Below are 16185 nucleotides of genomic sequence, written 5' to 3'. Positions count from 1 at the left end.
CCTCGCGGCTGACTCTGATCCGGTAGATCGTCTTGCATGACGCGGATGCAACTGACGGATGCGGAGTGGGAGTTCATCGGTCCGTACCTGCCGATCGGCGAGTACGGGCCGTACCCGGAGCGGCTGCGGCAGCAGTTCGAGGGGGTGATCTGGCGATTTCGGACGGGCGGGCAGTGGCGGGAGATGCCGACCGAGTTCGGTGCCTGGCCGACCGTCCACAACCGCTTCCGGCAGTGGCGGGACGTCGGCGTCTTCGAAAGCCTGCTGGAGGGCCTGATCGCGGAAGCCGCCAAACGGGGTGGGGTGGGCTTGTCCCTGGTCAGCGTGGACTCCACCACCGTGCGGGCCCACCACGACGCCGCCGGGATGCACCTCGATCCCGAGGTCGTCACCGCCCTGGAGAAGGCCGCCGCCGAGGAGGAGAAGGCCCGGCAAAAGGGGGCGGCGCGGAAGGACAAGACGGGCAGGACGACAGAAGTGACCCGGAGCGCGAAGAGCGACGGCGCATCCGGCGCCGGCACAAACTGCGGTTGAAGGTCGCTCTGCTCGGACGTTCGCGGGGTGGGCAGACCAGCAAGGTCCACCTCGCTGCCGACCGCAGATGCCGCCCCCTCGCGATCGTCCTGACCGCAGGGCAGGCCGCGGACAGCCCGCAGTTCATCCCCGTACTCAAGAAGGTACGGGTCCGCGGGCCCGTTGGCCGTCCCCGCACTCGGCCCGGTGCGGTCGCCGGGGACAAGGCCTACTCGGCCCGCGTCAACCGCGCCTACCTGCGCAAACGCAAGATCAAGGCAGTCATCCCGGAGAAGAGGGATCAGGCCGCCAACCGGAAGAAGAGGGGCAGCGGGGGCGGCCGGCCCGTCAGTCACGACGCCGGTCTCTACAAGGAGCGGAACACCGTCGAGCGTCTGATCAACAAGCTGAAGGCCTGGCGGGGCATCGCCACCCGCTGCGACAAAACGCCTGAGAGTTACCTCGCCGGACTCCACCTTCGAGCCTCGATGATCTGGATCAAGGACCTCACCCGGGCCACTCCTTGATCACGACCAAATACGCGCCCTAGTGCCGGCGGTCCTCGCGGTGCCAGGGCCGGACCTCCACCCACGCCCACTCGTAGACCCTCGGACCATGGGTCCCGTCACCGCAGGAACGGCGTTTCCACTTCTGCCGCGGCCGCCCGGAGGCAGGTCGCGAACGGGATGGTCCATGGCCCAGCGGAAGACGACGGCGTCGTGGCGAGTGGTGGCCATGACGTGGAAGACATCCGCCCGCTCCAGCTCCGTGCGCCAGCCCTTGGGGAAGCCGTAGGCGGCGTCCTCGGTCACACACCGGAACGGGAACTTCTCGGCGATCGCCCGGCGGACCATGGCCTTGCCGTCACCACCTTCGTCTCGAAGCCGACCGAGTTGTCGATGCCGACGGCCTGGCACCGGTTGCGCTCTTCCGCCCATGAGGTGGGCAGACAGAGGCGGCGGTCGATCAGGGTGCGGTCCCGGCCGCAGACATAGGCGAGGAACACCCCGATCTCAGACTTTTCCGTCGCCCAGCGGTTCCGGAGTACTGGCGCTGAAACCCGGCCGACGGACACCCTTCTTCAGGAACCCCGTATCGTCCACGATCAGCACCACATCGGATCGACGAGATGCTCGACGATGTAGTCGCGCACGTCGTCCAGGACTTCGTCCGCGTCCCAGTCGATCCGGTTCAGAATTCGGCTGGGCGGCCGTTGGACCGGCCCCCACTGTCACGCCCAGAGGGTCGGCGTCGGCGGAACGGTTCCGATCTCATGCTGAGTGTTTGCTGACCTCGGCCCGCCCATCACTGCTCTGGCCTGCACAGATGTCCAGATGTCAGGGGTTGGAATTGAACATGGTACGAAGCATGCGAATACTCCCGATATGTCTGCTCCCTGCCTGCTTCCCGCAGGTCAAGGGCGGTCTCCGCAGACTACAACCATTCCCATGTTCGGCCAGCTTTCCCCGGGTCTTTCAGGTCTCATGCTGACCGATGGCTGGCTTCTCCGACACACCGTCAGCACAATGCAGCAGCCCTCCAGCGTCCCCTGACTGCCTGCCGCCACGACGACCGAGACGCGCTCGGGGCGGAAGCCAGAGGCATCGGCCGGCCCTCGCAGCGCGGGAGGTGGTCATGCGATTATCTCGCGCCTAGAAAGGAGCGCTTCCCTTCCATATGGGGTTCAGTGGCTCTGGAATAGGCCGCCAGGAGGGATGCTCAGGCTCGCCCCTTGCTGAATCTGATCAGGTTCAGTCCCGCTGGAGTCCTAAGTGTCGACACTAGTGCCAGGCCGGCCGTATCTGCGATCTCGCGGACCTGGGCCAAGGTCCGCTCCCTTCCGTCGAGGAACAGGAACATGGGCAGATCCATGGCGGTGATGGTCCGGGGGTCCGTGTCGTCGATGAGCCGTTCGGCGACGAGGAAAGCGGAGTCCTCGCGACCGGCTTCGGCACGATGGCTCAGGATGGCACCGATCTGTTGGTCGTTTTAGTTGTGGATGACGTTGACGAGTGTGTGTACGTCCGCCCCGGTCGCAGGGGGTCAAAGAAGCTGCCAGCCGCCGAGGTGAACCGTGTGCCGAATCCACCCGCTCCCCGAGCCCTCGCCGCCGAACCCCCGTCGGCGGTGAGGGCACAGCCATGCGGACTGCATTCGATGGCCCCATCAGCCTGCTGTGCCGTCTTCGTCGCCTTGCAGCCCGGACAGGACCTCAAGAGTCTCATCGAGCAGGTCTTGAAAACCGGGACGGGTGAGGGCCAGCTGCCGGTACGTGTGTACGCTCAACTTGACTGCAGCCAAGGCCTCTTCGCCCCGTCTCAACTCAACAAGCAGGAGCGCGAGGTCATACAGGCTCCCCGCGAAGCGGGGCAGATAGGTGGCCGGATCGGAGGTCGACAGCTCCCGGTTGATCTCCACGGCCTCGGCGATCGCAGCCTGCCCCTCTTCGTACCGGCCCAGCTCCCCCAGACCCTTACCAAGGTCGTTCAGGCTCTGCGCCAAACGGGGCAGATAGGTGGCCGGATCGGAGGCCGCCAGCTCCCGGCAGACAGTGGACTGTTCACGCAAAGTATCGACAAGAGAGCCGCGAAAGGTGCCCGGCGCGTCCGCGGCGAACTCTTCCCAGATGGCCACGGCTTCGGAAATGGCGGCCAGGGCTGCCTTTTGCCGCCCGAGGCGTCGGGCCTCGGCCCCCAGTGCCGTGAGTGCACCGGCAAGTCGAGGACGATTGGAGTCGGGCTCCACACGGGCGAGCTGGCGGTATTTAATGACGTCTTCGACGGCGGCGTCGAGAACGCCGGATGGCTGTCCGGGATCGGTCCGCCGGGTGAGCCCTTGCTGCGGTGGGTCGATCACCGCGTGTCCCAGAGCACTTGGATCCCCCAAGTACACCGAGGCTCCCGTCCGAGACAGGATCGGATCATCCGCAACAATCGACGTGAAGTCGCCGGTCAGCTCCGGCCCGACCCGGCTGACGAGGCTGTCGAGAACCGACCGGGAGACGACGAGCACCACTTCTCGGCTGCGGCTCTTGGACCTGAGTCCATCCTGTACACGTCCTCGGACGGTGCGCGTCGTGAGCATCCGAACAGCTTCGTCCACTGTGTTCCCGCGCAGGCCACCGGCCCCTGCCAGACCGTGCCCCGAGGTGATGGCCACCCCCACGTGGATACTCGCACGCCCGGTTCGGCTGCTGTTGAGGACCGCGAGCCCGTCGGACAGGCCCAGGACGATCTGCCCCACGGCTTCGGCGATGGTGGCAGAAGGGGTGAGGGCTGCCAAGAGATCAGCGCCACCCCCGTCCGTCCCCCGGGCCACCGCGGCGTCGGAACCGGCAGGGCCGAGGATGTCTTCGAGCATGTGCCGGACCCGGAGTTCCGCATCGAGTACAGCGTCTTGGGGAAGGTGTCGGCTTGTCCCCTTCGGCCCCGTCGACCGTACTTCGATAGCCAGGCACAGCCGGTCACTCACCCTCCGGTCAGCCGGCACCGGCAAGCCGGTGGGTACGGGTTCCAGTTCGGGCAGCGAGCCGAGGTGTCGAGTGACGATCTGCACGAAGTTCGGATCCCGGAGAAGCACGCTGCCGGGAAGCACCTCCCGCTGGGCCCCCGTGGACGAGGAACCGACCACCAGGCCAAGGAAAACACCCTGAGCGGTTACAGGCGAACCCAACATACCGGGCCAGTGACGGATACCTGCGCCCCGTGGCGGCTCAGGTGCGCTCAAGCCGACGAACATGTATCGCTCTCGCCTGCCATAGGTACCCCGATACAACCCGCCAGCCACCCGGATCCGGTCATCACTTCGCCCGGGGAACCCGAGGATGCTGCACGGGACAGGGAGATCGGTGCTGCTCACGGTTTCACCCCACCGAAGGGCCGAGAAGGAACCGGAGCCAGTGGCATCGACGATGTCCTCCTCCGCTAGCAGGAGTGCGGCCGTGTACGGGTCATCGAGCCCCAGCCACACTGTGCGGCAGCTGATCCGCCTGTCCCCGCTCCCAATGGTGATGGTGGCGGGTGGGTCGAAGCCGTTCACGAGATGCGCCGCGGTGAGGACCAGGCGACCCGTCAGCAGGAGACCGGCCCCTACGGCTGGCTGTTCCACTGTCGACACCTCGATCATCACGACGCGGTCGGCATCCAGCTCCGTCGCGTAGGAGTCGCGCGGCTCCTTCTCCCCGGCCGGTCCAGGAGTGCCATCGGCTTGGGCAAACGCAATGGCGTCGGGGCCAACGGTGCGTTCGCCGATGTCGCGCGACGTGACCTCGGTGGCCAGGAAGTCGCCCGCCGGCCCTGTGTGCTGGGTGAGGTAGCGCCAGACGCTGCGTCGGACAATTTCCTGTACGGCAGTGATCTGCTCGCGTAGCTGTGAACCGATGAGGGCTTCACGGACGCCGGGCAGGAAATGGAATTCCAACTGGGAGGAGTCGATGGCGCCGGGACCGGTGTGCCACGGCTGGAACAGGCCTCCGAGCACTACTTCCGCCAGATGGGCGTTCTTCGAGAGGGGAATCATCGCCCGTCGCACCAGGGTCATCACGGGCAAGGTGAGGGGCACGGCGGACAGGTACCCTGCCAGCTCCTGGGCCGTGGGAGATGCCCCTTCCCTGAAACGTGCCAGTACATGCTTGGCATCAGCCGGGACGGGGTGATTCCTTGAGGTGTCCGCTCCAGTCACAGGAGTGGTGAGGGTGCCTGGCTCTCCGCCGGTGTCGAGCCCCAGGCACGACATACGGGTCCATCGGCTGTTGCCCACCACCAGATGCGCCAGGGAAGAGAGTGATTCCGGAGATGCCTCCACTACGGGTACGGCGATACGGGCAAGCCGAAGTCCGCTACGACGGCGGGACCGGCGTCCGCTGATGGGCGCGAGTTGCCAGGAGACGTTGGGAGCGGCAGCTGTGGGAGCACGCACCAGCAGGGGTGAGGGCCGTACCGCCCCCCGTGTCCAAAGCCGTTCCGGCAAGACGTTCAGGATCGCGACCGAGTTGTGGCTGGACCAGTGCCGCAGGACGTCCTCCAGGGCGGAAGTGCCCCAGCCGTGTCCGACGGTGTCGGACACCACGAGGATCACGCGGCGACCCGAGGGGTCGGAGATTTCCTGGGGGCAGCGGGGCTGCCCATCGACCGTACGGGCCACCGCGGGTGGGCCGTTGGAATCCGTGCCGCGCAGGAACCACACCCTGACGTCGCGGAAGACTCCGGTCTGGGAGATGACTCGGCATAGCTCGTTCACCAAGTCCTGCCAGAGCAGCATGGAGCGGTGCGTGTCCACGACGAGGGCGAGGTCGAGCCAGTGGCCTCGCGACGGCCGCAGCACCGGGACCAGCATGTGCTGCTCGATGCTGCGGACGACGGTCAGTTCTTCGTCCAGTTCGGTGTGGTCACCGCCGCCTCTGCGGCGACCCACCGGCCGTAGGGCTCTCATCATGGCTGGCGCGTCGTCCAACGCCGCCGCACGGCGGACTTTGATCAAGCTGCCCCGTCGGCCCCCAGAACCTCCCTCATGGGTCGCGGTAAACAGTTGTGTTCCACTCTGCGGACTGGATCCGGATTCCTGTGACGGCTCTTCGGCCAGCGATAGTCGCGGCTCGGGCTCATGTGCGTCTCCGACTGCAGTGTCTCCTGACGTCATTTCAGGAGGCCGAGGGGTGGATGTGATGCGCGCGCTCAACCACAGGATGTCCGCCAGTTCGTCGGTGCCGGCTTCCGCTCCCGAGTCGACGATTGCTCGCAGCAGTTCCTCGATCACGCTGAGCGCCTCATCAGGTGGATGGTCCGGTCAGCCGTTGCATGACGGTCTTCACGAACTGGTCACGGTCGCCGGGATGTGACCAGGCATTGCTCAGCCGGAGCTGAACCGCGTTGAGGAGCTGGTCGGTAGCGAGGTCACCCGCTGAGCCCCGGTCGAGAAAGGCTTCGATGAGGTCCTGATACTCGTCGCCCGCAACGGATGTCAACGCGAGCCGCTGCCGGATGATCTTTTCCAGTTTCTCCTTGTCCGGCTGTTCGACGTGCAGCCGGATGCAGCGACGCAGGAACGGTGGCGGAAAGTCCCGTTCTCCATTGCTGGTGAGGACCACCACGGGGAATTCCCGGCAGCCGACCCGGCCGCGTTGGACGAGAACATCGTGCTCCGGGCCGTCCTCGGTGCCGAGACGAACCTGAGGATGCCGGGCTGCGATCCTCGCCAGTTCGGTGATCTCGAAGCTGCCTTCCTCGAAAATGGTGAGCAGGTCACCGGGCAGGTCGATGTCACTCTTGTCGATCTCGTCCACGAGGAGGACCCGGGGCCTGACCTGGGGAAGCAGCGCTGTGCCGAGAGGGCCGAGTCGCAGATAGGGGGCGATGGAGGGCCCAGGGGTCACGGATGGGCGGCCGCCGCGCTGGCGTCCTCCGCGTGTCCCGCCCGCACGGAGGTTCTGGAAGAGGTTGGCGTCCTGGAGTCTGCTGATAGCGTCGTAGTGGTAGAGGCCGTCGAGCAGTGTGGTTCGGCTGGTGATCGGCCAGTGCAGCACCGGGCCCAGTGCCAGGTCGGCGGCGATGCTGTGGGCCAGCGTCGACTTCCCGACGCCGGGTTTACCGGTAACCAGAAGCGGCCGCCGCAGGTACAGGGCGGTGTTGACTGCGTCCTTCTCGGCATCACCGGGCACGTAGCCCGAACCACGGCTCTTGCTCTTCGCCCAGGCGGGGCCTTCGGTACCTGGACGCTGGTAAGCCGGGTCGGGGCTTCCGGTGAACTCTCGCCACGGCGGGGGCTTGATCGCGGCCAGCCGGGCGAGTTTCTCCTCAGGGCTACCTTCGCCGTAGTAGATCCACCAGTCCTTCACCGCATTCCCCGTTCTGTTCGTTTGCCGAATCCGCGCACCGCCGAGCACGACCGCATTTCAGGACAATGACTGCGGCCTGGGCCTGCGATCCGGATCGTCCCACAGCAGGGCCAGGGGATGCCGCCAACTCGGCGGCATTTCAGAGAGCGGTGTGGAGTTGCGTATCTTCTTCAATTTTTCAGGCAGGCTACCGATGTTGAGCCCAGCATCCTCCATCAGTGCATGGGCCAGCCCCCCACCAGGCCCACCGGGAACCGGCGGCCCGCCGCGGCGCCAGACCGCAATGGGCACACCCGCATCCAGCACGCTATCCAGGGCGTCCATGAGCCGCAGATCGGATACTCCCGCCAGCACGCAGACCGGAGGGTCGTCTCCTTGCAATGCATATCCCAAGTCTTCCGTGACGTCGGCATCGGTGAGCTCGCGCACGGCGTCCGGATGCTGTCCGCCGTGGGTCATGAACCATCGCCACTTCTGGAGCCATGCCTCATGGCTCACGCCCCTGCGCTCCTCGGGGCAGCGCACGACGACTTGGTAGAGGCGGCCCAGTTCGCGATGTTTACCCATCCGGCCGATCGGCAGTTTCCAGCTTTCGAACTCCGTATCGATCAGTTCGAGGGGTACGTCGAATTCGATTCGATCCACACCGCGGAACGGCCGGCTTGCACTAGGGCCTCCAGGAATGGTGTCGCCGCCGGAGAGGGCCAGGAGCTGCACCGCGAGCTCATGCCGAACGGCGACCAGGTCCAGCGGACACTCCGACTCCCAGAGGTTCGTGAACGCTCCTTTGTGAAGCCACATCCTCATCAGGTAGCCACCTCCGGACGCACCCTCCAGTCGCACATGCAGCCCCGTACGACCGGCGGTGGCGGGTGGCGGCGGGAAGGCACCCACATTGAGGCGCTCGCTGGTCCCCCTCACCCATGTGTCGAGCTCTGCGGCCCATGCCTCATCGGTCTGCCTGGCGCTTTCCGCCAGATGTCGCACGAACGGCACGGCCAACGGGAGGTCCGCCCGCTGGCCTTGACGGTCATCGAGATCCCAGACGACTTCGGTCAGACTCCCCGCAGGCAGACGCGGGCTGGGAACGTCGCAACCGGCCATCTCGAAGGCATAGCGGTACGCGTCATAGGCGCGGTCGGGCAGCTCATGCGCATGGAACAACTGCCCGAGCTGGTCCCAGGCTTTCTGATCGATACGGGGCGCACGCAAGGTACCGAAGTCATCGCCAGCGAGGATCGACGATCCATCCCAGTCGCGGTCACGGAGGAACTGGGGCATCTGCCAGCCGAGGTTCTGTTCCTCCAACTCCCTGAAGCGCTCCTGCATCGACCTGGCAATTTGGACAAGCCCTCGCACGCTCTCGTCCAAGGTTTTGCTTTCGAGTTCGCGCAGTAGTACTTCGGTGAACTGGCCGGCGCCGCGCTCCGCCTGGTTCTTGGCTTCCTCCCCTTCCCGAGACGCGTAAAGGGTGAACTGGTTACGACACGCGACGATTCCTCCCGGACCGAAGTCCTCGGTGCCGAACCCTGAAGGGGCCTCGACCCTGCAGGCGTCGACCAGTGCCACCTGCAGTCGAAATCGTGCGGGTCTCACCTTGTCGGACTTCCACCATCTGAGGGTCGACTCCAAGTTGAGATGTTGGGTGTGCTTTCCGGTCGCGTCGGCATACGGCAGCAGTATGTCGTTGCGAGCGTCGAGAAATCCGTGCCCGGCCCAGAAGATCCACAGCAAGTCCCCTTCGCATGCGGGCAGGTCCCTGGTGAGTGCCGATACGACGTTCTCCCGAACGGCAGACCGGCAGGAAGCCCGGAGCGCGGCCAGCTGTGGCGCCGCGTCCCAGTCGAGCGAAGTCGATTCCAGCGGCGAGAGGAACAGCCGCACATTCGCTGGCGGGACACCCGCCGGCCCGGTGAGCCACTGCGCGAACCGCAACGCGTCGCGCGCCGCACCCGGGAGATTCCATTTGTGGCTGACCTCGTACTCTTCGACGCCCACCACCAGCGCGAACACCCGGTCAGGGGACACGGGCGAGAGATCTGCATCAGGCATGCCTAGCCGGACCCCTCTGCCGCGGCGGCGATCCGGTCATACACCGGGTCCAGCTTCCAGTAGGCGCTGTGACACACGGGGAAGGGCTGCCGGCTGCTCACCTCGTAGTCGGTGACGCGGGCGTCGGCCGGGAAGATCGGCTGCGCCTGGTACGCGAGGAGGTCCTGCCGGTCGTAGATGTTCAGCCACGTCGGGAAGCCCGTCGGCAGACCATCGCCCGGTGCCAGGCTCGTGAGCGCCCCCAGCTCGTGCAGGAAGGGCGCCTGAGAACCGACAGTGACGAGAAGCTTGAGCCCGGGCAAGGGTGTCTGCTCGGCAGCCGCCAGTGCCAGCACGTCGACCAGGGCGATTCCGCCCAGGCTGTGCCCGATGACCACGGTCGGCCCGGGCTCTGCGGCGATCGTCTGTCGCACGTAGTCCCGCAGGGGCCCGCCCCTGGCCTGGTAGCGCAGGATGTCGCCGACCGCAGGTGTGGCTCCGGTGGTGATCCGGCCGCGCCAGTGGTTCAGCGCTGGCTGCGTGGTCACCCGCAAGGCGAGTGTTCCGAGGACCGCTCCGATTTTGCCCAGCGGGCCACGGGCGGTGCCGCCGAGCCGCTCGGTGAGCATGTTCACGAGCGCGTCCCGCTCGGAACCCGTACAGAGGGCACTCTCTCCGGCGGCGGCCAAGAGGCAGGCCACTACGGCGCGTGCGGCGGCTGTTGTCACCTCTCCGCTCGCGTCGGAATCCCCCGCATTCGCGCATGCCTTCGCGAACTCATCGGACTCGGCGACCGCAGACAGCGCTGCCGAGTAGTGCTCCGACAGGCCGGTGGCCCGCAACAAGGCAGCCAGCGCATCCGTGTCGGGCATCTCCGGGGGGAGCTCGGCGAGCCGGTCGGCAACCGCTCGGCCGGCGGCCCGCACCCCGGGGGTCCCGTACTCCTCGACACCGCTGCCCACCTCCGCCAGCACTCTCATCTCGCACAAGGGGTCGGCGAGCAACAGATGCCACTCAGCAGTCTCCTGATCGGATGGAGTGGCCCCGCCCGGGGCACCGCGAGTCTGGTCGTGCCCCGGGATCGACTTTCCGCCGGCGCCCAGGGTGGCGCCGTGCATGTCACCCCAGTAGCACGGCGGGATGTCGGCTTCGGGCCAGCGCTTCTGCAGCGATTCGCTGACTTGCTTGAACAAGGCATCAAAGCGCTCGCGTCGCACGCCGGTCCCATGCACGAAGAGGATCCGCACCAGACCCCACCCTTCTCCAGCCTGTCGAGAAGCATGATATGTCAGATATTATCGAAATCTACTGTTAGCTAGGCATTCGCCCCCCTATACGCGTAGTCCATCGTGTGAAGCCGCCCCCGCGAAGGCGGCTTCGAGGGCCGCCCGCCCGGCAGGGGTGGTGGGCGGCATCACTGCCGGAAGTCCAGCCCTGCCACCGGAGTCGTTCAAAGCCGTCCAGGAGGAGTGCCAGGCAAACTCGAACTCGAACCGTCGTCACAACCTCGGCCGACGACGGACTCCCCTTCATGGGACACCGCCATGGCCCGCTCACTCACGTAGGGGTATCGACGCGCGACCTCGGGGGGCGGCAGCCTTGACGCCCGGGTCGCGCTCGGCGTGTCGTCGAACAGCTCCTTGGCAAACCCCAGCATGTGGCCACCCAGGGCGTGCATCAGGTGATGCGTCAGATCGACGAAGAAGCCGCCGGGCCGGAACACCCCGATCAACGAGTCCATGTACGCGAGCACGACCGGTCCAGGGCTGGTCCGCGATTGGATCACCTTAGCCCGCCCAGGGGTGACCCAGGAGGGCGCGCAGCGCCGAGAGGATCCCCTGTCCGACCGCGCTCTTCCAGTCGGCGCCGGGGGCCGGAGACTCGATCTCGCCGACGACGCCGTCCACCACGCCGCCCAGGAGCTGCTCAATGTTGGCGTGGGCGCTACCCCCAGCTCCTGCGCGAGTTTGCGCATGCTGAGCGCGTCGATCCCGGTGTCGTCGGCGAGCGCGACGGCGGCGTGCAGCAAGCTTCCCTGTTCAGGGCCTGCTCGGCCATCCGGCAACGGTGGCCGAGGAGGGCTACTCGTCGAGCATGAGGCGAGCCGGGAAGTAGCAGCTGCCGGTGTCGTTTGCGGGCCGCTTCTCTTGGGTCAGCAGCTCGTCGAGCCGGATGCGATCGTCGAGGACGCAGAACAGGTCCGCGCCGTCCATGGCGAGGAACGACGCGCCTTCACGGAAGACGGCTCGGGCTCCCGACGCGAATCCGTTGACGCTGACCCGAGGTCAGCAACGGCAGGACATGATCGGGACCGATGCTGACTCCTTGCTGACCAGTCCCTCAACAGCACGACACTGACCTGCGGAAATGCCCAGATGCTCGGTGTTGGACTTGATCATGGTGCGCAACATTTTGAACTCCTAGAAGACGGCTCCCTGCCAGCTTTCTGCAGGTCAAGGGCGCTATGCACTCTACATGGACGCCCGTCGAGACGACTATAGAAAGGAACATCGACCCCCTCTGCCAAGAAGGCTCGCAGCCTGTACTTCTGCGCCAACCAGACTGTTTCGACACCACCGACCAGGCGTCACATCGGACAGCACCCTCGGAATTCTCAGGGACTGATGCTGATCAGATGCTGACCTACCTGACAACACATCAGGCCATGAGAGCGCGCAGCCTCCCGGCGGTCCCGGGAGATGATCACGGCAAGGCCGTTCCCCAGCGGGACGGTCAGACGCCGGAACTGGTGCAGACCCGGCCCAACACCGTGATCGAAAAAGCCAGGCGGGATTCCCGACGGCGGTTCGCCGACGACCCCGGACAAGCACACGAGGTTGTCACCCACCAGCAGGCCGCCCGCGCGCGGCTGGTAGCACGACCAGCGCATGAGATCTGACATCAAGAGGGACTCAAGGTTGTTCCACTGGACCTTAGTGCGCATCGAATGCCGCGTCTCAGCAGCAGTTGCACCGCCAAGTTTCAGATTCCGGCGTGTAGGTGGGCCGCCCACAGGTAGGGGTACTTTGGATATTGATCACGGACCTTACGCACGGTGTGGTGCAGAGCATAGGCCGCCGCATCCGTATCAAGATCACCGTGCTGGTTCGTGATCCTGCCGAGCTCGGCATAGAAATCAGCTGCCATAGACGAGGCCACCTCGTCATTTATCTCCCAGAGGGTACCGATGACATGAGGAAAACCCGCAAGCTGAAAGGCCGAAGTGAGATGAATGGCCTCGTCGATCAGCTCCACAGAGCCCATGAACGCTGTTCGGCAGGCTGACAGGTAAGCCAATTGGGACGATTCCAGCCTCATTTCGGCAACGTCCGCCACGCTGAGCGGATCATGTTCGTGGTCGTGCAGCAACAACAGACTCTTAGACGGGTCGGTGGGGTTGTGTGCACCATGGCACGCGAAGTGAACGATCGTGCAATCGGAGAGATTCGCCAGGACCCGGGCCTTGGTCGGTCGTGTCTCCGCCCCAGGGCCAGTCGTGCCGCCAGCAGCGGCGTCCGGCTCGATGAACAGCGTCGGCTTCGGCAACAAGCCGCAGAGCAGTGCAGCTTCCTCCGACACGTGGTCCAAGCGGCCGCTGATAGCCGGAGTTGTGGGCATGGCCACGATCAGCGACCGGCCTACGGATGGCGTGGATGTGTCATGGCGGCGCGCGTGGTGCAGGGCGCGGACGGTGGTGGTGTAGGAGGAGACGACACGGTCAACGACCGTCCGCCGCTCCCCCTTCCTCAGACCCGTCGGCGGTGGCTCGGCATGATGGCCGGCAGCATGCAGGGGAAGCAGCGAGAGGAGCCCACCCGGCGCCCACCAGACGCGCGGCCACGGCTGTCCGGGGGAAGGCTCGCCAGTGAAACCGAGGCAGTGTAAGACCGGTTCGGCCGCCGCGTCCCACAGCCACTCCAAGACTGTGCGCAGCGTCTCTTGGGCCTCCTTACGCACGAGGGGCGTCGTGCGCGGATCGGCAACGACTTCCAGGGCCTGGTGGAAGATCTGGATCTGGTCGACGACGAAGTCATACCTCAGGTCGGGCAGGCTCAGGGACTCGATTCCGTCGGACGTCAACAGCAGTGCGTCGCTGCGGTAGTGGCTGACGTTAAAGCTCACCACCGGACCAAAGGCGGCTTGACCCAAGAGCTCACCGACAGCGGGAGGGCGAGCGAAACTGGCGAATCTGTCGTGCGCTCGGATGCGGTCCAGCGTGACCTGAAGCTGGTCGACGAGCCCACGTCGATGTTCCTCGGCGTCGACCGCATGCACGGCGGTGCTGACTTGCTCCATCGGATCCGCGGGGAAAGCGCTCGTGTCAATCGGCTGGTCAAGCTCGTCTCGGAGTACCTCGAAACGATGGGCCAGGTCGGGATGGCACGCGCGAAGCTCAGCAAGGTCGCTTCGCATGTCCAGCGCCTGGCTGTGGAGGACACTGCGGCCCGCCTCCAGCAACTGCAGTGCCCACACTGCCCGATCGGTGGGTGTGCTTTCGTGGGAAGCAAGAGCCAGTGCCGCGGCGTCTCCGACCAGCCCGGACCACTTGCCCATGGCGTGTTGCTGGTCACCACGACTCAGCCGGCGATCTGCCACTTCGGGCAACAGACGTACGGCACCAGCCAGGAGATCGGCTGCAAGATTAGGATCCGCCCGTCCGGTCAGGGAGGCCGCTGCCTGAGCGGCACGAATCCGAACAGAGGGCCTGGCCCCATCGGCTCGTGCGCCTTCCATGTGTGCGGCCAGGGCGCGATCAAAGTCGTGTCGCGAGGCATTCCGCTCATACCGGCTTTGCAGGGCCGTCCCGAGCTGGAACAAGTAGTCGGCGCGCTCCGGATGTTCTGCGGGTGAGGTGTCGAGCGCGGCCTGACACGCAACCACCGCGTCATCAAGATCAGCTATAGACCCGGTCTTCTCGAACCTGACGGTCAGCACTCCTCCCAGCAAGGACAAGTATCTCGGGCGCTCGGGGTGGTGGGACGGGACGTTGGCGGTCGCGTCATGTCCCGCCACGACCGCGCCGTTCAGGTCCTCAAAGTCTCCAGTGCGCTGGAAGCGGGCGTGCAGGGCCGTGCACAGATTCGCGAGGAATCGAGGGCGTTCGGGTCTCCCTGCATCCACAATCCTGAGGACCTCACGGTTTCTTCGGATCGCTTCATCGAGGTCTTGAAGGTCCCGGCTCCGTTGGTAGCGTTGCAACAACACGACGCCGAGATTGGACAGCATCGCCGCCGAGGCGGAGTGTTCACGGGGCGCCGCCTTCACAGCTCCATGCGCGTACTCGATCGCGGCGTCCAGGTCCGGCAGCGCCCCGGTGTGCTTGAACCGAGTCCACAGCATCAGACCAACATTGGACAGACGGCCCGGCTGGTCGACGTGACCGTTCGCGGTGCTGTGTGCGGAAGCGCGACTGGCACTGATGGCCTCGTCCAGGTCGTCCATCTGACCAGTGCATTCGAAACGCTGCCAGAGAGAGACAGCCAGGTTGTTGAGGACCGCGTTGAACTCGGTCTGGTGCGGGTTGATTTCTAGGGAGGCAGCGCGGTTCATCTGGATCGCCGTATCGAGGTCAGATCTGTCTCCGCCAAGGCGGTAGCGCGCCAGGAGAGCTTGTCCCAGGCCGGAGAGGCGAAGTCCCCGAGCCCTGTGCCCCAGTGGGAGCATCTCCAGAGCTTCCCGGAACGCGTTGATGGAATGGTCCAGATAGGCTGTTTCCCCGGTGAGCTCGAATCGGGTCAGCGTGGCACTGCCGAACCCGGACATGAATATGGAGCGCCCAGGATGTTCCTCGGAGGCAGCCTCGACTGCGGCCTGGCAGCGCTCGATCGCGTTCTCCAGATCCGCCGGAACGCCGGTTCTTTCATATCGGGCCTGCCAAGCGCTCCCCAGATTGTGAAGGACTCCTGCCTTGTCGTGGCTCTCGTCACAGAGTTCTGACGCTTCCTGGAAGGCTTCGATAGCCGCGTCCGAGTCCGACAATCTGCCGCTCTCAGTGAATCGGGTCTGCAGCGCGGTGCCCAGGTTGTTGAGCCCACCAGCCCGGTCGGCAGGGGAGTCCACAGCAGCTTGGACTGCCAGTCGGCCGATCTCGATCGCCTCGTCCAGGTCTGCCGCCGTACCTGTTTGGGTGAAGCGCTCCATAAGTACACCTGACAGGTTGAACAGCATGACCGGCTGGCTCGCGTGCCCTGTTGCCGCGCTTTCCACCGCACCTCGGGCAGCGTCGATCGCCGCGTCCAAATCCCTTGGTTCGCCACCCATGTCGAATTGGGATTTCATGATGACGGCAAGATTGGACAGCGTTTCCGCGTGTCCGTGTTCACGGGGGATGGCGGCCCCGATGCGCCGCAGAAGATCGGTCACTCTTGTGCGCAACGCTGGGCTCGGCGAAGCGTTCAGTCCTTGCTGGATCCGCCAGGCGAAGCCAAGCGCGTGCCGGGCCACGTCTGGAACCAGTTCATCTGGCAGATCTTCCTCGCCGGCGCCAAACACGAAGCAGGGCGTGAACCTCGCGATGGCCTCCTCTCTGTCCCGTTGTCCAGCCCGTTCGGGAAGTGCCTGATACCTGAAGGTGTACAACCAGCCGAGGGCGTAATGGCCTTCCAGGTCGGACTCGTCGTTTCGGAGTATCGCGGCAAGTCGGCGGGCCTCGACCAGTGCTTCCGGCTCCAGCACTACGCCGAGGTTCTGTTCGCGGGCAAGCCGGTCCAGCCGTAACCCCACTACGGCAATCCGCTTCTCCAGTTCGTCTTCTCTTGCGAAGTCCTGCTCACGACTCTGCACGAACCGTCCTGTCACTTGCCGTTCTC

At 65.5% G+C, this 16185-nt stretch carries 9 protein-coding genes and 2 pseudogenes; 2 read left to right on the top strand and 9 right to left on the bottom strand.

Features of this window, described 5'->3' with window-relative positions; genetic code table 11:
* Window positions 1-36: 36 nt before the first annotated feature.
* Window positions 37-1040: pseudogene (locus ACIQU4_RS11620) on the top strand (IS5 family transposase).
* Between the two features lie 22 nt (window positions 1041-1062).
* Here the strand turns inward: ACIQU4_RS11620 and ACIQU4_RS11615 are convergent.
* From ACIQU4_RS11615 to ACIQU4_RS11580, 8 genes and pseudogenes are all read right to left on the bottom strand, one after another.
* A pseudogene (locus ACIQU4_RS11615) lies at window positions 1063-1714 on the bottom strand (IS701 family transposase); the annotation flags it as partial.
* 965 nt (window positions 1715-2679) lie between these two features.
* Window positions 2680-6267 carry an SAV_2336 N-terminal domain-related protein gene (locus ACIQU4_RS11610; RefSeq protein ID WP_403728353.1) on the bottom strand — a complete coding sequence of 1196 codons (3588 nt, stop codon included), beginning with the start codon at window positions 6265-6267 and terminating at the stop codon, window positions 2680-2682.
* A 13-nt stretch (window positions 6268-6280) separates the two neighbouring features.
* Window positions 6281-7345 (bottom strand): AAA family ATPase, encoded by a 1065-nt coding sequence (locus ACIQU4_RS11605; protein ID WP_403728351.1) that lies wholly within the window; start codon window positions 7343-7345, stop codon window positions 6281-6283.
* A 57-nt stretch (window positions 7346-7402) separates the two neighbouring features.
* Window positions 7403-9397, bottom strand: coding sequence for a caspase family protein (locus ACIQU4_RS11600; protein WP_403728349.1), 1995 nt, complete (start codon window positions 9395-9397; stop codon window positions 7403-7405).
* 2 nt (window positions 9398-9399) lie between these two features.
* Window positions 9400-10623 carry a hypothetical protein gene (locus ACIQU4_RS11595; protein WP_403728348.1) on the bottom strand — a complete coding sequence of 408 codons (1224 nt, stop codon included), beginning with the start codon at window positions 10621-10623 and terminating at the stop codon, window positions 9400-9402.
* Between the two features lie 203 nt (window positions 10624-10826).
* Window positions 10827-11129, bottom strand: coding sequence for a hypothetical protein (locus ACIQU4_RS11590; RefSeq protein WP_403728346.1), 303 nt, complete (start codon window positions 11127-11129; stop codon window positions 10827-10829).
* Window positions 11130-11163: 34 nt separating this feature from the next.
* Complete coding sequence (locus ACIQU4_RS11585; protein ID WP_403728345.1) at window positions 11164-11286, bottom strand: hypothetical protein; 123 nt, start codon at window positions 11284-11286, stop codon at window positions 11164-11166.
* Between the two features lie 171 nt (window positions 11287-11457).
* On the bottom strand, window positions 11458-11589 hold the full coding sequence (locus ACIQU4_RS11580; protein WP_403728343.1) for a hypothetical protein: 132 nt from the start codon (window positions 11587-11589) through the stop codon (window positions 11458-11460).
* A 422-nt stretch (window positions 11590-12011) separates the two neighbouring features.
* On the opposite strand from ACIQU4_RS11580, the gene ACIQU4_RS11575 reads away from it, so the two are divergent.
* Window positions 12012-12275: a hypothetical protein gene (locus ACIQU4_RS11575; RefSeq protein ID WP_403728342.1), complete on the top strand. Its 264-nt coding sequence runs from the start codon at window positions 12012-12014 to the stop codon at window positions 12273-12275.
* Between the two features lie 83 nt (window positions 12276-12358).
* On the opposite strand, the gene ACIQU4_RS11570 is transcribed toward ACIQU4_RS11575, so the two are convergent.
* Complete coding sequence (locus ACIQU4_RS11570; RefSeq protein ID WP_403728341.1) at window positions 12359-16159, bottom strand: CHAT domain-containing protein; 3801 nt, start codon at window positions 16157-16159, stop codon at window positions 12359-12361.
* Window positions 16160-16185 lie beyond the last annotated feature (26 nt).

The sequence above is a fragment of the Streptomyces sp. NPDC090741 genome (assembly GCF_044769045.1).
Lineage (GTDB): Bacteria > Actinomycetota > Actinomycetes > Streptomycetales > Streptomycetaceae > Streptomyces.
Note: the sequence above shows the minus strand (reverse complement) of the source record. Positions and strands in the feature narration are given on the sequence as shown.